Origin of the sequence: Streptomyces sp. NPDC015345, from assembly GCF_043078805.1 — a bacterium.
Lineage (GTDB): Bacteria > Actinomycetota > Actinomycetes > Streptomycetales > Streptomycetaceae > Streptomyces.
Map to the genome: position 1 here is coordinate 213556 of NZ_JBIBTX010000008.1, position 18940 is coordinate 232495.

The 18940-nt window shown below is 72.6% G+C and carries 17 protein-coding genes; 7 read left to right on the forward strand and 10 right to left on the reverse strand.

Annotated features, from left to right (window positions below; translation table 11 throughout):
• Positions 1-18: 18 nt before the first annotated feature.
• From ACF062_RS30585 to ACF062_RS30595, 3 genes are read right to left on the reverse strand one after another with little or no spacing between them, the layout of a single operon-like run.
• Positions 19-840, reverse strand: a complete 822-nt coding sequence (locus tag ACF062_RS30585) for an ABC transporter ATP-binding protein (RefSeq protein WP_392142865.1) — start codon at positions 838-840, stop codon at positions 19-21.
• A complete protein-coding gene (locus ACF062_RS30590; protein WP_392142866.1) occupies positions 837-1904 on the reverse strand; it encodes a FecCD family ABC transporter permease in 1068 nt (355 codons plus the stop codon). Before ACF062_RS30590 ends, ACF062_RS30585 begins: the two co-directional genes overlap by 4 nt.
• Complete coding sequence (locus tag ACF062_RS30595) at positions 1901-2983, reverse strand: FecCD family ABC transporter permease (RefSeq protein WP_392143021.1); 1083 nt, start codon at positions 2981-2983, stop codon at positions 1901-1903. The genes ACF062_RS30590 and ACF062_RS30595 overlap by 4 nt, the downstream gene beginning before the upstream one ends.
• 10 nt (positions 2984-2993) lie before the next feature.
• Between ACF062_RS30595 and ACF062_RS30600 the strand changes: the two genes are divergently transcribed.
• Positions 2994-3617 (forward strand): HAD family hydrolase, encoded by a 624-nt coding sequence (locus tag ACF062_RS30600; RefSeq protein ID WP_392142867.1) that lies wholly within the window; start codon positions 2994-2996, stop codon positions 3615-3617.
• Here the strand turns inward: ACF062_RS30600 and ACF062_RS30605 are convergent.
• Positions 3614-3865: a hypothetical protein gene (locus ACF062_RS30605; RefSeq protein WP_223775308.1), complete on the reverse strand. Its 252-nt coding sequence runs from the start codon at positions 3863-3865 to the stop codon at positions 3614-3616. The genes ACF062_RS30600 and ACF062_RS30605 overlap by 4 nt on opposite strands.
• A gap of 206 nt (positions 3866-4071) precedes the next feature.
• Between ACF062_RS30605 and ACF062_RS30610 the strand changes: the two genes are divergently transcribed.
• Positions 4072-4455 (forward strand): cold-shock protein, encoded by a 384-nt coding sequence (locus tag ACF062_RS30610; protein WP_392142868.1) that lies wholly within the window; start codon positions 4072-4074, stop codon positions 4453-4455.
• A gap of 45 nt (positions 4456-4500) precedes the next feature.
• On the opposite strand, the gene ACF062_RS30615 is transcribed toward ACF062_RS30610, so the two are convergent.
• The 4 genes from ACF062_RS30615 to ACF062_RS30630 all read right to left on the reverse strand — a co-directional run bounded on the left by ACF062_RS30615 (position 4501) and on the right by ACF062_RS30630 (position 8026).
• Positions 4501-5391 (reverse strand): 1,4-dihydroxy-6-naphthoate synthase, encoded by an 891-nt coding sequence (locus tag ACF062_RS30615; protein ID WP_392142869.1) that lies wholly within the window; start codon positions 5389-5391, stop codon positions 4501-4503.
• Positions 5384-6106 (reverse strand): futalosine hydrolase, encoded by a 723-nt coding sequence (locus tag ACF062_RS30620; RefSeq protein ID WP_392142870.1) that lies wholly within the window; start codon positions 6104-6106, stop codon positions 5384-5386. Before ACF062_RS30620 ends, ACF062_RS30615 begins: the two co-directional genes overlap by 8 nt.
• Positions 6076-6561 carry a DUF2771 domain-containing protein gene (locus ACF062_RS30625; RefSeq protein ID WP_223775306.1) on the reverse strand — a complete coding sequence of 162 codons (486 nt, stop codon included), beginning with the start codon at positions 6559-6561 and terminating at the stop codon, positions 6076-6078. The genes ACF062_RS30620 and ACF062_RS30625 overlap by 31 nt, the downstream gene beginning before the upstream one ends.
• Positions 6562-6637: 76 nt before the next feature.
• Complete coding sequence (locus tag ACF062_RS30630; RefSeq protein WP_392143022.1) at positions 6638-8026, reverse strand: MFS transporter; 1389 nt, start codon at positions 8024-8026, stop codon at positions 6638-6640.
• Between the two features lie 356 nt (positions 8027-8382).
• Between ACF062_RS30630 and ACF062_RS30635 the strand changes: the two genes are divergently transcribed.
• The 3 genes from ACF062_RS30635 to ACF062_RS30645 all read left to right on the forward strand — a co-directional run bounded on the left by ACF062_RS30635 (position 8383) and on the right by ACF062_RS30645 (position 13923).
• Complete coding sequence (locus ACF062_RS30635; RefSeq protein ID WP_392142871.1) at positions 8383-9321, forward strand: DUF3027 domain-containing protein; 939 nt, start codon at positions 8383-8385, stop codon at positions 9319-9321.
• Between the two features lie 394 nt (positions 9322-9715).
• Positions 9716-12874 (forward strand): sacsin N-terminal ATP-binding-like domain-containing protein, encoded by a 3159-nt coding sequence (locus ACF062_RS30640; RefSeq protein ID WP_392142872.1) that lies wholly within the window; start codon positions 9716-9718, stop codon positions 12872-12874.
• A 206-nt stretch (positions 12875-13080) separates the two neighbouring features.
• Entirely contained in the window at positions 13081-13923 is an 843-nt protein-coding gene (locus tag ACF062_RS30645; protein ID WP_392142873.1) for a DUF5707 domain-containing protein, read from the forward strand.
• Positions 13924-13941: 18 nt separating this feature from the next.
• Here the strand turns inward: ACF062_RS30645 and ACF062_RS30650 are convergent, their stop codons facing one another.
• Both ACF062_RS30650 and ACF062_RS30655 read right to left on the reverse strand, forming a co-directional pair.
• Complete coding sequence (locus tag ACF062_RS30650; RefSeq protein ID WP_392142874.1) at positions 13942-16344, reverse strand: HAD-IC family P-type ATPase; 2403 nt, start codon at positions 16342-16344, stop codon at positions 13942-13944.
• Between the two features lie 95 nt (positions 16345-16439).
• Positions 16440-16697, reverse strand: coding sequence for a DUF2530 domain-containing protein (locus ACF062_RS30655; protein ID WP_223775301.1), 258 nt, complete (start codon positions 16695-16697; stop codon positions 16440-16442).
• Positions 16698-16854: 157 nt separating this feature from the next.
• Here ACF062_RS30655 and ACF062_RS30660 point away from each other — a divergent pair, with 157 nt between their 5' ends.
• Together ACF062_RS30660 and ACF062_RS30665 are read left to right on the forward strand one after the other, a co-directional pair.
• Positions 16855-18303, forward strand: coding sequence for an NCS2 family permease (locus ACF062_RS30660; protein ID WP_392142875.1), 1449 nt, complete (start codon positions 16855-16857; stop codon positions 18301-18303).
• Positions 18304-18479: 176 nt separating this feature from the next.
• The gene (locus tag ACF062_RS30665) at positions 18480-18917 is read left to right on the forward strand and encodes a MarR family winged helix-turn-helix transcriptional regulator (protein WP_127910828.1); all 438 of its coding nucleotides are present in this window, start codon (positions 18480-18482) and stop codon (positions 18915-18917) included.
• The last annotated feature ends 23 nt before the right edge of the window (positions 18918-18940 follow it).

Sequence of the window (18940 nt, forward strand, 5' to 3'; positions counted from 1 at the left end):
GGGATGCCTTTCGTGCGGCTATGCGGAGGTTGTGGTGCGGGCGGGCGTGGGCGCGGACCACGGGGCCCCGGGGACCACCAGGGGGGAGCCGGTCACGGGGTCGGGAACCACCACGCATTGGAGGCCGAAGACCTCGCGCACGAGCTCCTCGGTGACGATCTGGGACGGGGGGCCCTCGGCGACGACCTCGCCGCTCTTCATGGCGACGAGGTGGTCGGCGTACCGCGCGGCCTGGTTGAGGTCGTGCAGGACGACGACGACCGTGCGGCCCCGGTCGTGGTTGAGCTGGCGTACCAGGTCGAGGACCTCGACCTGGTGGGAGATGTCCAGGTAGGTCGTCGGCTCGTCCAGGAGGAGCAGGTCGGTGTCCTGGGCGAGGGCCATCGCGATCCACACGCGCTGGCGCTGGCCGCCGGAGAGTTCGTCGACGGAGCGTTCGGCGAGTGCGGACACGTCGGTGCGCTCCATCGCCTCGGTGACCGCCTTCTCGTCCTCGTCGGACCACTGCTGCCACCAGTGCTGGTGCGGCTGCCGACCGCGTGCGACGAGGTCGGCGACCGTGATCGCCTCGGGTGCGACGGGTGTCTGGGGGAGCAGGCCGATCTGTTGGGCGATCCTCTTGGTGGGGAGCTTGGCCAGGGATTCGCCGTCGAGCAGGACCGCGCCGGTCCTCGGTTTCAGGAGGCGGCCGAGCGCCCTCAGTGTCGTCGACTTGCCGCAGGCGTTGGGGCCGACGATCACCGTGACCTCGCCGTCGGGGACCGCCAGGTCGAGGCGGTCGACGACCGTGCGGTCCTCGTAGGCGAGGGTCAGCTCGCGGGCCGTAAGGCGGGCAGTCACGAGGTGCCTCCATTGCGGACGGAACGGCTGCGGACGATCAGCCAGATCAGGTACGGGGCGCCGACCGCCGCCGTCAGGACGCCCACCGGCAGCTCCGTGGGCGAGAAGACGCGGCGGGCGAGGAGGTCGGCGAGGACCACGATCAGCGCGCCCGTCAGCGCCGAGCACAGCAGCGGGATCTGGGCGGTGCGGGTGAGGCGGCGGGCGATCTGCGGGGCCAGGAGCGCCACGAAGTCGACGGGGCCCGCGGCGCTGGTCGCCACCGAGGCGAGGACGACACCGAGCAGGACGAGGCCGAGGCGTACGTGTCCCAGGCGCACCCCGAGGGCCGTCGCCGTGTCGTCGTCCATGGTGACCGAGCGCTGCGCGCGGGCCGCCCAGAACATGAAGGGGAGGAGTGCGAGCAACGTCAGCGCGAGGGGGTCGGCCTCCGCCCAGCCGCGGCCGTTGAGGGAGCCCGTCATCCAGATCTGTGCCTGCTGGGCGACGAGGTAGTCGCCCTTGGTCATGAAGAGCGTCGTCACCGAGCGCAGGGCGATGGCGAAGCCGATGCCGATGAGCACGAAGCGGGTGGCGTGCAGGCCGCCGCGCCACGCGAAGACGTACACGAGGGCGGCCGCCGCGATGCCGCCGATCACGGAGAGGTAGGGCAGGACCGTGTACGAGGTGATCCCGAAGGTCATCGCGCCGACGGTCAGCGCGCTCGCGCCCTGGCTGATGCCGATGATGTCGGGGCTGGCCAGCGGGTTGCGGGCGACGGTCTGGATGAGCCCGCCCGCCACGCCGAACGCGGCGCCGACCAGGAGGCCGACGACCATGCGGGGCTCACGGAGCGTGCCGACCACCAGTTCGTCCGCGGAGGGCTGTCCGAGGACGACCTTCAGGGCCTCGACGGGATGGACGTACGACTCGCCGACGCAGAGGTACGCCAGACAGCTCGCGGCGAGCAGAACACCGAGGCCGAGGGCGACGAGGGCGGCGCGCCGGTGCAGGAGGAAGGCCGCCTTGCCCAGGCGTACGACGGCGTATCCGGCCGGCCTGATCGGGGTCGACACGAGGCTCACGCCGCCACCGCCTTCCGGCGCACCAGCGTCACGAGGAACGGCACACCGATCAGCGCGGTCATCACTCCGGCCGGCACCTCGCTGGGCGGGAAGATCACCCGCCCCACGGTGTCGGAGACGAGCAGCATCACGGGGCCGAGTACCGCCGCCATCGGCAGCACCCAGCGGTGGTCGCTGCCCACGATCGCGCGGGCGATGTGCGGGACGGCGAGGCCGATGAAGGCGATGGGGCCGGCGGCGGCGACTCCCGCGCCGGTGAGGACCGTCGCGCCGAGGCCGCCCACGATCCGTACCACCGCCACGTTCTGGCCGAGGCCCTTGGCCACGTCCTCGCCGAGCGCCAGCGCGTCGAGGCCCCGCGCGACCGCGAGGACGAGCACCAGGCCCACGAGCAGGAACGGCCAGATCTGGCCGACGATCTCGGAGTCGCGCCCGGAGAGCGACCCCACCTGCCAGAACCGGAACTCGTCGAGCGCCGACGCCCTGGTGGTGAGGATCGCCGTGGTCACCGAGACCAGCAGGGCGTTGACGGCGGCGCCGCCGAGCGCCAGCTTCACGGGTGTCGCCCCGCCCCGCCCGCCGGACGCGATCGCGTACACGGCGACCGACGCGAGGCCGGCGCCCACGAACGCGTACCAGACGTAGCCGGTCAGCGTGTGGACACCGGCGAAGGCGATGGCCATGACCACGCCCACCGAGGCGCCCTGGCTGATGCCGAGGATGCCGGGGTCGGCGATGGGGTTGCGGGTGATGCCCTGGAGCACCGTCCCGGCCAGCGCGAGCGCCGCCCCGACCAGCAGGCCGATCACGGTGCGCGGCACCCGCATCTCACGGACCACTTCGGCGGAGTCGCTCTGCCCGCCGTGCAGCAGCGCGTCGAACACCGCGGAGGGTGCGATGGCGCGGGCGCCGACGGCGAGGCTGAGCAGGACGGCGAGCAGCAGGGCCACGACGGCCGCCGTGAGCACGGCGGCACGTCGGACGGGCACACGCATCGGCTGAGCTCGTTTCGGAGTGCGGAAGCGGAATGTTGGTAAGGCTTGGCTAAGTCTAGGTGGGGCGGGAGGCCGCCTCGGCAGAATGGGAACCATGACCTCACGCGCGCTGACCGTCGGCTTCGACCTCGACATGACCCTGATCGACTCCCGGCCCGGCATCAAGGCCGCCTACCAGGCGCTCTCCGCGGAGACGGGAACGTACATCGACGCGGAGCTGGCCATCACGCGCCTCGGACCGCCGCTGGAGCAGGAGCTGCGGTACTGGTTCCCCGAGGAGAAGATCCAGGAGATGGGCGACCGCTACCGTGAGATCTATCCCACATACGCCATCGCGCCGACGCTCGCGATGCCCGGCGCCCGCGAGGCGGTGGCCGCGGTCCGCGCGCGCGGCGGCCGCGCGATCGTGGTGACCGCCAAGCACGAGCCGAACGCGAAGCTGCACCTGGCGCACCTCGGCATCGAGGCCGACGCCGTCATCGGCTGGCTCTGGGCGGAGGCGAAGGCCGTGGCGCTGCGTGAGCACGAGGCGGCCGTGTACGTCGGCGATCACACCGGCGATGTACGCGGCGCGCGTACGGCGGGCGCGCTGTCCGTCGCGGTGGCGACGGGGCCGTGTGACGCAGCGGAACTGCGCGCGGCGGGCGCCGACGTGGTCCTCGGCGGGCTGACGGAGTTCGGGGCCTGGTTCGACGCGTACGCCACCGGGCGCGGTTAGCCGGCCGCCGACCTGGCCTGGCGCCGCTGCACGGCGATGCCGCGCAGGACGCCCGCGGCCGCGATGAGGAAGCCGACGCCCATCAACATGCACACCGCGTAGGCGAGGGGCGGGAAGGGATCGGTGCCGAGGAACAGCGGGGCCACCGTGACCAGTGTGGCCACGGCGCCGACGAAGAAGACGATCGCTCCGATCCGGACCATTCCGTCGCCGGGCCCGGCCGAATTCGTTTGGGTTTTGTCACGCACCCCACCAGGGTAGTTCCCAGCCCGAAGGAGGAAGCCGAAGGAAGAGATCGGGGACGTCTTGTCACCGGCTCCCGGACCAATAGTCTTGGTCCCGGCGGGTCGGGCGACCCGCTGTAGTGCTATCCAGAGCCGTTTTCGCCCTGTCGTCTCCCGATGGGGCGGGCCGGCATAGACGAGTACGACGAGTACGAGGACGAGGACTTCACGTGCCTACCGGCAAGGTCAAGTGGTTCAACAGCGAGAAGGGCTTCGGCTTTCTCTCCCGCGACGACGGCGGCGACGTCTTCGTGCACTCCTCCGTACTGCCCGCCGGCGTCGACACACTCAAGCCCGGCCAGCGCGTGGAATTCGGTGTGGTCGCGGGGCAGCGCGGCGACCAGGCACTCTCCGTCACGGTTCTCGACCCGACCCCGTCGGTCGCGGCCGCGCAGCGCCGCAAGCCGGACGAACTGGCGTCGATCGTCCAGGACCTGACGACGCTCCTGGAGAACATCACGCCGATGCTGGAGAAGGGCCGCTACCCCGACAAGGCGTCGGGCGCGAAGATCGCCGGCCTGCTGCGGGCGGTCGCCGACCAGTTGGACGTGTAGCCGCACCCCTGTGTGCCGGGCGGGCTTCGCGGCCCGCCCGGCGTCTCACGGAAACGCCAGGGCGTCCGGCCGCAGGGCCGGTACGAGTCCCTCGGCCGCGGCCCGCGTCAGCAGGCCCCGCACGGCCGCGTAGCCGTCCTCGCCCAGGTCCGCCGTGAACTCATTGACGTACAGGCCGATGTGCTGGTCCGCGACCGCCGGGTCCATCTCCTGCGCGTGCTCGAGGACGTAGGGGCGGGACGCCTCCGGGTCGTCCCAGGCCATGCGGACCGATGCGCGGGCCGCCCCCGCGAGCCGCTCGAGGACCGCCGGGCCGAGGCTCCGCTTCGCGATGATCGCGCCCAGCGGGATCGGCAGGCCCGTCGTCGCCTCCCAGTGCTCGCCCATGTCGGCGAGGCGGTGCAGGCCGTAGTTCTGATAGGTGAAGCGGGCCTCGTGGATGACCAGGCCCGCGTCCACCTTGCCGTCCCGCACCGCGGGCATGATCTGGTCGAACGGCAGGACGACGATCTCGCCGACGCCCGCGCCGCCGAGCGTGTCCGCCGCCCAGAGCCGGAAGAGCAGGTACGCCGTCGACTTCTCGCTCGGCACGGCGACCGTCCTGCCCGTCAGGTCCACCCCGGGCTCCCGGGTCAGGACCAGGGGCCCGCAGCCCCGGCCGAGCGCGCCGCCGCAGGGCAGCAGCGCGTACGTGTCGAGGACGTAGGGCAGGACGGCGTACGAGACCTTCAGGACGTCCAGGTCCGCGTCGGAGGCGGCCGGCGCCGAGGTCGCCGCGCGCTCGGCGATGCCGTTCGTGATGTCGATGTCCGCGAACGTCACGTCCAGCTCGGGGGCGCCCGGCACCCGGCCGTGCGCCCACGCGTCAAAGACGAACGTGTCGTTGGGGCAGGGCGAGTACGCGATGCGCAGCGGCGACGACCCGGTCTCAGTCATGGGTGTGGTCATGGGGGTTCCAACTCTCCAGTACCGGCGCGAACTTCCCGAACGCGTCGCTCAGCGCGGCCAGCGCGTCGCCGATCCGCCACGCCGCGCGGTCCCGCGGGCCGACGGGGTTGGAGACCGCGCGGACCTCCAGGACCGGCAGGCCGTGCACGACGGCCGCCTCGGCGACACCGAAACCCTCCATCGCCTCGGCGAGGGCGCGCGGGTGGCGCAGCCGCAGCTCGGCGGCGCGCTCGGCGGTGCCGGTGACGGTGGAGACGGTCAGGACGGTGCCGGTCGCGGCACCGCAGGCCTCGGCGGTCTCCCGTACGAGGGAACGCGGCGGGAGATGGGTGACGGCGCCGAAGCCGAGTTCCGTGACGGGCGCGAAGCCGTCCGGGGTCTGCGCGCCCAGGTCGGCGACGGTGATGGCGTCGGCGACGACCAGGGAGCCCACGGGGGCGTCCGGCGGGAAACCGCCGCCGATGCCCGCCGAGACGACCAGGCGGTAGGGCCGGCCCTCGGCTGCGGCCCGGGCGAGCGCGGTGGCCGTGCCCGCCGCGGCGGCCGCCGGGCCCACGCCCACGGCCACGGCGTCCACGGCGCAGGGGGCGGACAGCGCGCGGGCCACCGCGTCCCGTTCGGCGGGGACGGCGGTGGCCACCAGGACACGCGGGTGGAGCACCGGACCGGAGGTCAGGAGTCCTTCTTGAACTTGAACGACCACAGGCCCGTGGCCTTCTGCGTACCGCCCTTGCCGCCTTCGAGGAGGCTGACGGTCGACTTGTCGCCGCCGCCGCCGTACTGCTGGTTGAAGAAGACGCTGCCGGGGATGACCACGTACGTCTTCTTGCTGGCCTCGGTCAGCGGCTGGCCGTTCATGAGCAGGGTCCAGCCCTTCTCGGCGACCTCCGGGTCGACGCCGAAGCGGACCTTCTCGTCGGGGTCGACCTTGACGGTCTTCACGTCCTTGTCCTGGAGGCAGGACTTCAGCTGCGACTGCTTGAGCTCCTTGCCGTCGTTGTAGCAGGAGGCTTCCGTGTGCACCGAGTCGCTGCCGACCGTCACGGTGGCCAGCGGCGTCGGCTTGTCACAGGCCGAGAGGACGAGGAGTCCGGCGGAGACGGCGCCAAGGGCGGCGACGGAGCGGCGCCGACGCGCCGAGGAACGCTGGGAGGTCATGGGCGAAGGCTATCGGGCACGCCGGGGGGTGCTGTTACGCGGGGGTCGTGGGCGCGGCGCGCACCCGCCCGCGCGCTCACACGACCCGGGCGCCGCGGGGCCCGCCGCGCCGGGCCGTCGCGAGGAGTCCCCGCACCGTCGAGAGCCAGCCGAGCGCCACGATCCCCGCGGCCACCGTCAGGCCGAGCGAGCCGTTGAGCGGCAGGGCGATGCCGACGCCGCCGCCGATCACCCAGGCGACCTGGAGCAGCGTCTCGGAGCGGGCGAAGGCGGAGGTGCGGACCTGCTCCGGGACGTCCCGCTGGATCAGCGCGTCCAGCGACAGCTTGGAGAGGGCCTGCGCGAAGCCCGCGCACGCGCCGAGACAGGCGACCGCCACCGGGCTGAAGAACACCGCGGAGGTGATCGCCACGCCCAGCACCACCGCGACGACGGTCACGATGATCAGTTCAGGGGCCCGTGTCTTCAGCCAGGCCCCGACGGCCGTGCCGAGCGCGTTGCCCGCGCCCGCCGCGACGCCCACTATCCCGAGCGAGACGGCGGCGCTCTGCCCGCCCAGCGGATGCTCGCGCAGCAGGAACGCAAGGAAGAAGATGAGGAAGCCCGACAGACAGCGCAGCGCGGCGTTCACGGCCAGGGCGTGGGTGACGGCCGGGCCGACCGTACGCAGCCCGAGGAGCCCCTTGCGGGTGGTGTCGGCGGCGGCCTCGGCACGGGCGTGCAGATGCAGGTGCTCCTCGTCGGCGGCGAGCAGCGCCTTGCTCTCCCCCTTGGCCGAGTCGACCTTGCGGGGCAGCGAGAACGACAGGAACATCCCCGACACGAAGATCACGAACGCGCCGTACAGCGGCCAGCGCGGGCCGAGGGCCTGGAGCCCGGCGCCGGCCGGCGCCGCCACGGCCGTCGCGAGGAGACCGCCGAGGGTCACCCGGGAGTTCGCCTTCACCAGGGAGAACCCGGGGGGCAGCAGACGCGGCACGACAGCGCTTCGCACCACGCCGTACGCCTTCGAGGCCACCAGGACGCCGAGCGCCGCCGGATACAGCTCCACGCTGCCGGTGGCGACGGCACCCGAGAGCACCAGCGCGAGCAGGGCGCGGGCCAGCATCGCGCCCGCCATCGCGGCGCGGCGGCCGTGCGGGACGCGGTCCAGGAGCGGGCCGATGACGGGGGCGAGCAGTGTGAAGGGCGCCATCGTGATGGCGAGGTAGAGCGCGACGCGGCCGCGCGCCTCGTCCGTCGGCACGGAGAAGAAGACGGTGGAGGCGAGTGCGACGGTGACCATGACATCGCCCGCGCCGTTCACCGCGTGCAGCTCGATCAGCTTGCCGAGGCCCGACTCGCCCGCGCCGTGGGCATGGGTCGCTTTTCGGATGCCGCGGGCCGTGCCGGTGAAGGGGAGGTGCAGCGCCCGCCCCAGCGCACGCGCGGTCCGTCGCGCCGGTCCCGGCGAGACGGTTTCCACGGACGTCGACCTGGTGCGGGCCACCCCGTCATAGTGCCCCCTTGGGGGCCCTACTAGTACGGATACCCGCTGTGAGCCGTGCCGCGGTGTCCTCGCGGGCGGCCGCGCGAAGAGGGGCCCGGCGGGGCGGCGCGTACGTCGGTGTAGGCCCAGGGGCCGGGAGAAGGTAGCGTGCGTAGCGCGCCTGCGGCGGTTGTTCTTGGCCGCGCGCCTCTCGGTCATCCCGCAGAATGGGTGACGTAGGTGCGCCCGAGGACGTCGGGCGCGGACGTTGACGCGGCCCCCAGGTCCGCTCCGTCCGCCCCCCGCGTAAAGGTGGCGCACTCGTGAGACGGCGTAGGAGAGAAGCGATACCTGTGAGCGCAGCGACAACGCGAAGCCGTACCCCGCGCACCCCGCGTACCCCCGACCGCCTGTGCGCCGAGGCGGTCGGCCTGGCGCGCGCCGCGGCCGAGGAGGCCGCCGCGCCCGGTGTGGTCGGTGAGCATGTCGAGGTCGTCGTCGAGGGCGACCGCGTCGTCACGCACCTCTTCGAGTGCAAGGAGTTCGGCTACCGCGGCTGGCGCTGGGCGGTGACGGTGGCCCGTGCCTCGCGGGCGAAGGTCGTCACGCTCGACGAGACGGTGCTGCTGCCGGGCCCCGACGCCCTCCTCGCCCCCGAGTGGGTGCCGTGGAGCGAGCGGCTGCGCCCGGGCGACATGGGCCCCGGCGACCTGCTGCCGACCGACGCCGAGGACCTGCGCCTGGAGCCGGGCTTCACGGGTGAGGAGGAGCCGCCGCCGAACTCCATCGTCTCGGAGCAGATGGCGGAGCTCGTCGAGGCCGAGGATGCCGAGGTCACGGCCGGTTCGCCCGCCGAGCTGCCGGTGGCGCCGGCGCGGGGCTCCATCGCGGCCGTCGCCGACGAGCTCGGCATGCGCCGCGCGCGGGTCCTCTCGCGGTACGGGCTGCATGTCGCCGCCGACCGCTGGGAGGAGACGCACGGCGCGAAGACCCCGATGGCCCAAGCGGCACCCGCGGCCTGCGTCAGCTGCGGCTTCCTGGTGGCCATCGGCGGTTCGCTGGGCCAGGCCTTCGGCATCTGCGCCAATGAGTTCGGCCCCGCGGACGGCCATGTCGTCTCCCTGTCGTACGGCTGCGGGGGCCACTCGGAGGCCGCCGTCATGCCGAAGCCGCCCCGGCCGGCGCCGCCGGTCCTGGACGAGACGCGGGTGGACGTACTGCCGCTGCGGCCCTCGGCGGACTCCGGCTCGGTGACGCTGGAGGGGCCGAGCGAGGATCTGGGCCACAGCTAGTCCTCGCGGGGCGGCTCGGGGTGCCTCGGGGCGGCTCGGGGTGCCTCGGGGCGTCTTGGGGGCGGGGCCGCGGGGGTAGGTCCGTGCTCGCCATCTTGGTGCGGGGCCTTTGCTGCTTCGGGGACCTGGTGACCACCACTGTGCTCCGCGCGCACCTACCCCCGCGGCCCCTTCGGCGCGTGGGCGGCTGCGGGCCGGGGGGTGCCTCGGGGCCGGGAGGCGGGTGCCCGGCGGAACTCCGGCCCCCGCGGACGTCCGGCCCAGGCCCCCGAGCACCCCGCCAGGACGCGGTACCGTTCGCCCCCACGGCAACCCCGGCCGACAGTGGAAGGTGAGCCGGGGCATGACCGGTGCCACCCGTCCAGCGCAGTGCGACCGCCAAGGAGAGACGACCGTGAGCAAGACCGTGCGGCCGGCGGCCGAAGGTACGGACCCCTTCGGCACCGCCCGCCTGCGCCGCGGAGTCCTCGACGCGTGGGCGGCGGCCCCGGCCCGTTTCCGCGAGGACGCCAACGCCGAGGAGGACCTCGCCCTCGGCGGCTACCGCGACCGCCTGGTCGTCGAGCTCGCCCAGAACGCCTCCGACGCCGCCGCCCGCGCGGGCGTCCCCGGGCGCCTGGCCCTGACGCTGCGCGACGGCGTCCTCGCCGCCGCGAACCGCGGCGCGCCGCTCGACGCCGCCGGGGTGGAGTCCCTGTCCACCCTGCGCGCCTCCGCGAAGCGGGAGGACAGCAGGGACCAGCGGGGCCACAGCGTCGGACGGTTCGGCGTCGGCTTCGCCGCCGTGCTCGCCGTCAGCGACGAGCCCGCCGTCGTGGGCCGTACCGGCGGCGTCCGCTGGTCCCTGTCGGAGGCGCGGGAACTGGCCGCCGAGACCGCCCGGTTCAGCCCCGGCCTCGGCGACGAGATCCGGCGCAGGGACGGCCACGTCCCGCTGCTGCGGCTGCCGATGGCCGCGGAGGGCATCGCCCCGGAGGGGTACGACACCGTCGTCATCCTGCCGCTGCGCGACGCCGCCGCGGAGGACCTCGTCACCCGGCTGCTCGACGGGATCGACGACGCCCTGCTGCTCGCCCTGCCGGGGTTGGACGAAGTGTGCGTCGAGACACCGGACGGCGGCGTGCGCACCCTGCGGCGCCGCACCGAGGACCCGTACACCGTCGTCGAGGACAGCCGGGACGGCACGACCCGCTGGCGCACCGTCGGCCACGAGGGCCCGCTCGACGCCGCGCTGCTGAAGGACCGGCCCGTCGAGGAGCGGCTGCGCCCGCACTGGTCGGTCACCTGGGCCGTCCCCGCCGACGCCGACGGCGCCCCGCAGCGGCCCCGCACCGCCCCCGTCCTGCACGCCCCGACCCCGAGCGACGAGCCGCTGGGCGTACCGGCGCTGCTCATCGCCTCCTTCCCGCTGGACACCGCCCGGCGCCACGCGGCGCCCGGGCCGCTGACCGACTTCCTCGTGCAGCGGGCGGCGGACGCGTACGTCGAACTCCTCACCGCCTGGCGGCCGGTGACCGAGGGGATCATCGGGCTCGTGCCAGGACCGCTGGGCCGCAGCGAACTCGACGGGGCCCTGCGCCAGGCGGTCCTGGAGCGGCTGCCGCGCGCCGCCTTCCTGCCGCCCGCCCTGCCCCGCCGAGAGGAGGACGAGGACGAGCTGCCCGAGGCCCTGCGGCCCCGGGACGCGGAGGTCGTGGAGGGCGCGGGCGCCGACACCGTGCGCGTGCTCGCCGAGGTGCTGCCGAGCCTGCTGCCCGCGGGTCTTGAGCGCCGGGCCGAGCTGCGCACTCTGGGTGTCGCCCGCGTCCCGCTGACGGAGGCGATCGACCGCCTCGCGGGTCTGGAGCGTGAGCCGGGCTGGTGGCGGCGGCTGTACGACACCCTCGCCGGTCTCGACCCGGACCGGCTCTCGGGGCTTCCGGTGCCGCTCGCTGGGGGCACCTCCCAGGCTTTCGGCTCTGGGGGAGGACGTACGACGATCGGGCCGCGCCAGGTGCTGCTGCCCGCGTCCGGCGACGAGCGCGACCCCGCCTCCCTGGCCCGGCTCGGCCTGAAGGTCGCCCACCCCGACGCCGCCCACCCGCTCCTCGAAAAGCTGGGCGCGCTGCCCGCCACGCCCCGCGCCGTCCTGACCACGCCGCAGGTGCGCGCGGCGGTCGCCGCCTCCCTCGACGACGACACCTGGGACGAGGACGCCCTGGACGCCGAGGAGCTTGCGGACGTCGTCCTGGCGCTGGCGCGGGACGCGAACCTCTCGCCGGGCGACGAGCCGTGGCTCGGCGCGCTCGCCCTGCCCGACGAGGACGGCGAACTCGCGCCCGCCGGTGAACTCGTCCTGCCCGGCAGCGCCTTCGCCGAGGTCATGCGGGACGACGAACTGGCGCTCGTCGACCAGGAGCTGGCGGACCGCTGGGGTGAGCAGCCGCTGGCCGCCTGCGGGGTGCTCGCCACCTTCGCGCTGGTGCGGGCCACCGATGTCGTCCTCGACCCCGACGAGCTGGAGCCCCGTGAGGGCGACTTCGCCGAACCGGACGACGCCGGCCTCCTGGACGCCGTGGACGTGTGGTGCGAGGACCTGCTGGACCGGCTGCCGGACACGCCGGTGCCGCCGGTGGCCACCGAGATCGTCGCCGTGCGGGACCTGGACCTGGTCGACGACGACCGCTGGCCGCAGGCGCTCGCCATGCTCTCGCGCCCGCCGCTGCGGGACGCGCTGACACAGCCTCTGCGGGTGCTGCTGCCGGACGGCACGACGGAGACCGTCCGTTCGTACACGGCCTGGTGGCTGCGCGGCCATCCCGTCCTCGGCGGCCGCCGCCCGGCCGGGCTGCGCGCGGAGGGCGGTGATCCGCTCCTGGTGGGGCTGTACGACGCGGCGGACGCCTCCGGGTTCGGCGACGAGCAGGTGCTGCGGGCCCTTGGCGTACGTACGTCCGTGGCCGCGCTGCTCGCCGAGCCGGGCGGCGCCGCCGAGCTGCTCGACCGGCTCGCGGACCCGGAGCGGACCGTCTCCGCCGCGCAGCTGCACGCGCTGTACGGCGCGCTGGCCGACCTCGACCCGGAGCAGGTGACGCTCCCGGACGAGGTGCGCGCGGTGGTGGACGGCGAGGTCGTGGTGGTCGACGCGGCGGACGCGGTGGTCGCCGACGCCCCCGATCTGCTGCCGCTGGCCGGCGGTGCGGCGCTGCTGCCCGTCGACCCGCGCAAGGCCGGGGATCTCGCGGAGCTGTTCCAGGTGCGCAGGCTCAGCGAGACGGCGGCCGTCGAGCCCGCGGGACAGGGCGTCGAGCGGGCGGTGCCGGAACCGGTGCGGATCCTGCTGGGGGCGGCGACCCCGCGGACGTACATCGAGCACGACGAACTGGTCGCGGGCGGCGTGGAGCTGGACTGGCGGCGCACCCCGGACGGCGCCGTGCACGCGGCGACCCTGGAGGGGGTGGCGGCCGGGCTCGCCTGGGCGGCGGGGCAGTGGCCCCGGCGCTTCGAGGTGGCGGCGCTGCTCGAAGACCCCTCGCGGACGGCGGAGTTGGCGCGGGACCGCTGGTTCGACTGACGCCCCGACACGCGGAGTGTCCTGTTCCGCCCCGGCGAACGGGGCAGAACGACACTCCGCGAACCGGTCGCGGAGTTTTCACCCCTCGTACAACCGTTCGCCCTTGTCGCGGGTCTGATCTCGCGAGTCAACAGACTCCTAGATCACTTGGGCCTCGCGTGACGGCGAACGCACCGCGAGGCCCCCTTCTCCACTTGGGGAAACGCATGCGCATCCGTGCCACCGTGGCCGTACTGACCGGCACCCTGGCCCTGTCCGCACTGGCTGTTCCGGCCGCCCAGGCCGCCGACGCCCCGAAGGTCCCGAACCTCACCACCTTCTCCCAGAAGGGCCCGGCGGACGAGACCGTGGGCGACACCAAGATCACGAAGGTCACCGTCAACGGCGGCAAGGACATCGTGGTCGGCACCTCCGCCAAGAAGACGGTCACCATCACCGTCACCGCCACGGACCCGAGCGGCATCAAGGACGGCGCTGCGCTCCTGTGGCACGGCTCGAAGTTCACCGTGGACGACATCGACGGGTCCATGGTCCCGGACGAGGACGAGGCCGCCGACTGCAAGGCCGTCAACGCCACCACGGGCACCTGCACCATCAAGGTCGTCGCCGACCCGAAGGTGAACATCTACGGCAACATCCTCGCCGGCAAGTGGAAGGTCCTGGCGGGCGCCCAGGCCAAGGACGGCGACTACATCATCCGGGACACCTACGCGAGCAACGTCTCGGTGAAGCGGGCCGCCAAGCTGACCACCAACGCCTCCCCGGAGCCGGTCAAGAAGGGCAGGACCATCACGGTCACCGGCGCCCTGACCCGCGCCAACTGGGACACCGCGAAGTACGCGGGCTACACCGGCCAGTCCGTCGAGCTCCAGTTCAAGAAGAAGGGCGCCAGCAGCTACACCACCGTCAAGACGGTGAAGTCCGGCTCCAAGGGCGCGCTGAAGACCACCGTCACGGCCTCCGCCGACGGCTACTTCCGCTACTCCTTCGCCGGTACCTCCACCACCCCGTCCGTGACGTCGGTCAGCGACTTCATCGACGTCCAGTAGTCACGGCCGAGCCAAGGCTCACGCCGGGACACGGCGGTCCACCCAGCGGTAGATGACCTCGATGGCCAGCGAGGCCACCGCCGCGATCGCGACCGCCGCCCACGGCATCGTCGTGCCCACCAGCTGCAGCTGGAAGAAGTCCTGGAGCCAGGGCACGGTCAGCACGAGCAGGAAGCCGAGACCCATCGCGCCGATGAGGCCGATCCGCCACCACGTGTAGGGGCGGGCGATGATGGCGAGCACCCACATGGCGATCAGGAACAGCGCCAGGGTGGCCGCGCTGGTCTCGGCTTCCCGCGCGCCCGCGCCCTCGTAGTGGTGCCGGGCCAGCAGATACGTCGCGAAGGTGGCGACGCCCGCGATGACGCCGCCCGGGATCGCGTACCGCATCACCCGGCGGACGAAGTGCGGCTGCGCGCGCTCCTTGTTGGGGGCGAGCGCCAGGAAGAAGGCCGGGACGCCGATGGTCAGCGTGGAGAGCAGCGTCAGGTGCCGGGGCAGGAAGAGGTACTCGACCTGCGAGCAGACCACGAGCAGCGCGAGGATGACCGAGTAGACGGTCTTCACCAGGAACAGCGTGGCGACGCGCGTGATGTTGCCGATGACGCGGCGGCCTTCCGCGACCACCGAGGGCAGCGTCGCGAAGCTGTTGTTGAGCAGCACGATCTGGGCGACCGCCCGCGTGGCCTCCGAGCCCGAGCCCATGGAGACCCCGATGTCGGCGTCCTTCAGGGCCAGTACGTCGTTCACGCCGTCGCCGGTCATCGCGACCGTGTGGCCGCGTGACTGGAGGGCGCCCACCATGTCGCGCTTCTGCTGCGGGGTGACCCGGCCGAAGACGGAGTTGTCGTCGAGGGCCTGTCCCATCTCCTCCCGCTCGGCGGGCAGCCGCCGCGCGTCCACGGTGTTCGCGGCACCCGGCAGCCCGAGCTTGCCCGCGACCGCGCTCACCGAGACCGCGTTGTCGCCGGAGATGACCTTGGCGGCGACGTCCTGCTCCTCGAAGTAGCGCAGGGTGTCGGCGGCGTCGGGGCGCAGCCGCTGCTCCAGGACGACCAGGGCGGTCGCCCGCGCCCCGTCGGCCACGTCGGCGGCGTCGAGGTCACCGGCCACCCGGGCGAGGAGCAGGACCCGCAGGCCCTGCTGGTTGAGCTCCTCGATCTCGGCGAGGGACGGGTCGTCGTCGGGCAGCAGCACGTCGGGCGCGCCGAGCAGCCAGGCGGACGTGGTGCCGTCGCCCTCGCTGAAGGAGGCGCCGCTGTACTTGCGGGCGGAGGAGAAGGGCAGCGACTGGGTGCAGCGCCACTCCTCGCTGTCCGGGTAGGTGTCGATGATCGCCTGGAGCGAGGCGTTCGGCCGCGGGTCGGACTCGCCGAGGGCGCCGAGGACCTTGCGTACGTAGGACTCGTCCCCGCCGTCGAGGGTGCGCAGCTCGGTGACGTCCATGCCGCCCTCGGTGAGGGTGCCGGTCTTGTCCAGGCAGACCGTGTCGACGCGGGCCAGGCCCTCGATCGCCGGGAGCTCCTGCACGAGGCACTGCTGGCGGCCGAGCCGGATGACGCCGATCGCGAAGGCGACGGAGGTGAGGAGGACGAGCCCCTCGGGGATCATGGGGACGATTCCGCCCACCGTGTAGGCGATGGACTCCTTGAAGTCGTCGTCCTTGACGACGAGCTGGGAGATCACCAGGCCGATGGAGGTCGGGACCATCAGCCACGTCACGTACTTGAGGATCGTGGAGATGCCGGAGCGCAGCTCGGAGTGGACGAGCGTGAAGCGGGAGGCCTCCTCGGCGAGCTGCGCGGCGTACGCCTCGCGGCCGACCTTGGTGGCGGTGAAGGAACCGCCGCCCGCGACCACGAACGAGCCGGACATCATCCGGTCGCCGGGCTTCTTGACGACGGGGTCGGCCTCACCGGTCAGCAGCGACTCGTCGATCTCCAGGCTGTCGGTCTCCACGGCCTCGCCGTCGACCGGGATCTTGTCGCCGGGCCCCAGCTCCACCAGGTCGCCGAGGACGATCTCGGAGGTGGAGATCTCGGCGGCCCTGCCGTCGCGCCGCACGGTCGGCCTGGCCTCGCCGATGAGCGCGAGGGAGTCCAGGGTCTTCTTGGCGCGCCACTCCTGGATGATGCCGATGGCGGTGTTGGCGACGATCACGAAGCCGAAGAGGCTGTCCTGGATCGGCGCCACGAAGAGCATGATCACCCAGAGCACGCCGATGATCGCGTTGAACCGGGTGAAGACGTTGCCCCGGACGATCTCGCCGAGGGAGCGGGAGCTGCGTACCGGTACGTCGTTGACCTCGCCGCGGGCCACCCGCTCGGCGACCTCGGTGGAGCTCAGGCCCTTGGGCCGCCCCACGGGGGGCGGCACCGGGTGGACCGGGTCGAGTTCGGCGCCCGCGTCGATATGCGTCATGCATTCGACGGTAAGGGTGGTGACGGGGCTTCACCCCTCGAATGCCCCGAAGATCCGACCACGGTAGGACACGTCCGGTCCCGTGGTCGGACGGGCTACCGGGACTCGGTGACTTTCGCCCTCTTGATCGCGGCGTCGCGCACCCGTACGTACCAGATGCCGATGAGGCCGAGGCCGGCGCCGGCCAGGCACGTCCACACCCACCAGGTGGCGTCGCGGTCGTCGAACCAGCCGTAGAAGGGGAGCTGGACGAGGAAGAGGACGAACCAGAGGATCGTGCCTCCGGTGATGGTGGCGACCACGGGGCCCTCCAGGGGCTCCGGCGCCTCGTGCTTGGGGGTCCACTTCTCCATGGGGACAGCTTACGAGGCGGGTCTCGCACCGCCCACACCCCTTGTGCGGCAGGGGTCTACGCGCGGAGATAGCGATTTCCCCCTCATGTATTCATACTGAAACGGCTTATGAATGGCCGGTTGTTTTCGTATGAATATACAAGTCACGAGGTTCCCCATGTCCCCCTCGGCCAGTGCCCCGGTCGACGCCGGTAAAGAGGCCCCGAAGTCCCCGCGGGGCGGTCTCGACGCCTTCTTCAAGATCACGGAACGCGGTTCCACCGTGGTCAGGGAAGTCCGCGGCGGCTTCGCCACCTTCTTCGCGATGGCCTACATCATCGTGCTGAACCCGATCATCCTGGGCAGCGCGAAGGACATGTACGGGCACCAGCTCGACAACGAGCAGCTGGTCACCGCGACCGTGCTCACCGCCGCCTTCACCACGCTCCTGATGGGCGTCATCGGCAACGTCCCGATCGCGCTCGCCGCGGGCCTCGGCGTGAACACCGTCGTCGCCCTCCAGCTCGCGCCGCGCATGTCGTGGCCCGACGCCATGGGCATGGTCGTCCTCGCGGGCTTCGTCGTGATGCTGCTCGTCGCGACCGGGCTGCGGGAGCGCGTGATGAGCGCCGTGCCGCTCGGCCTGCGCAAGGGCATCGCGATCGGCATCGGCCTGTTCATCATGCTGATCGGCCTCGTCGACTCCGGCTTCGTCTCGCGCATGCCGGACGCCGCCCACACCACCGTGCCGCTCCAGCTCGGCGGCGACGGCCACCTCAACGGCTGGCCGGTCCTGGTCTTCGTGCTCGGCGTGCTGCTCACGCTGGCGCTGATCGTGCGCAAGGTGCCCGGTGCCATCCTCATCAGCATCGTCGTCATGACCATCGTCGCGATGATCATCAACTCGGTGGCGAAGGTGCCGTCCTGGGGCCTGACCACCCCGAAGTGGCCGGGCAACCCCGTCTCGACGCCGGACTTCGGGCTCGTCGGCGACCTCAGCCTGTTCGGCGGCTTCGAGAAGGTCGGCGTCCTGACCGGCGTCCTGTTCGTCTTCACCGTGCTGCTCTCGACCTTCTTCGACGCCATGGGCACGATCATGGGCATCAGCGACGAGGCCAAGCTGACCGATGAGAACGGCAACATGCCCGGCATCAACAAGGTGCTCTTCGTCGACGGCATCGCGGTCGCCGCGGGCGGCGCCTCGTCCGCCTCCGCCACCACCTGCTTCGTGGAGTCCACGGCGGGCGTCGGCGAGGGCGCGCGGACCGGCCTCGCGAACGTCGTCACCGGCGGCCTCTTCGCCGTGGCGCTCTTCCTCACGCCGGTCGCCACGATGGTCCCGTCCCAGGCGGCCACGCCCGCGCTGCTCGCGGTGGGCTTCCTGATCCTGTCCGGCTCGATCCGGCAGATCGACTGGAGCGACCCGACGATCGCCATCCCCGCGTTCGTGACGATGCTGATGATGCCGTTCACGTACTCGATCACCAACGGCATCGGCATGGGCTTCATCACGTTCACCGTGCTGCGGCTCGCCGCCGGGCGGGGGCGCGAGGTGCCTGCCGCGATGTGCGCGGTGTCGGCGGTCTTCGCCTTCTACTACCTGATGCCGGCGCTGAACCTGACGTAGGCCCGCCGGGGCGCGGACAAGGCCCTGGCAGAGCGGAGAGGCGCCCCCCGGCATGACCGGGGGGCGCCTCTTCTTTCGTGGCCGGCTCACTCGTACGGGTGGTGGCCGGGTTCGCCGGAAGTGGATCAGGGAAACCGAGTGGTCCTTAGCCAGGGTAATGAGTTACTCTAACGAACATGCCGGACCTCTCCCATGGTGACGACGCCGTCGCCGTGAACGCCCTGCGCTCCGCCGTGATGCGCCTGTCCCGTCGACTCAAGCACCAGCGCGTCGACGAGTCGCTGAGCCCCACCGAGATGTCGGTGCTCGGCACCCTTGCCCGCTGCGGCAGCGCCACCCCGGGCGAGCTCGCCCGCAAGGAGCACGTGCAGCCGCCGTCGATGACCCGCATCGTCGCCCTGCTGGAGGCCAAGGGGCTGGTCCGGCTGGAGCCGCACCCCGAGGACCGCCGCCAGAAGGTGGTCACCCAGACCGAGACCGCCGAGGCGATGCTCGAGGAGAGCCGCCGCAAGCGGAACGCCTGGCTGGCCGGCCTGGTCGAACACCTCGACGACGACGAGTGGGCGCGCCTGCGGGCCGCCGCGCCCGTCCTGGAGAAGCTCGCACACCTGTGACCGCGGGGTTTGACGGCCGCCGA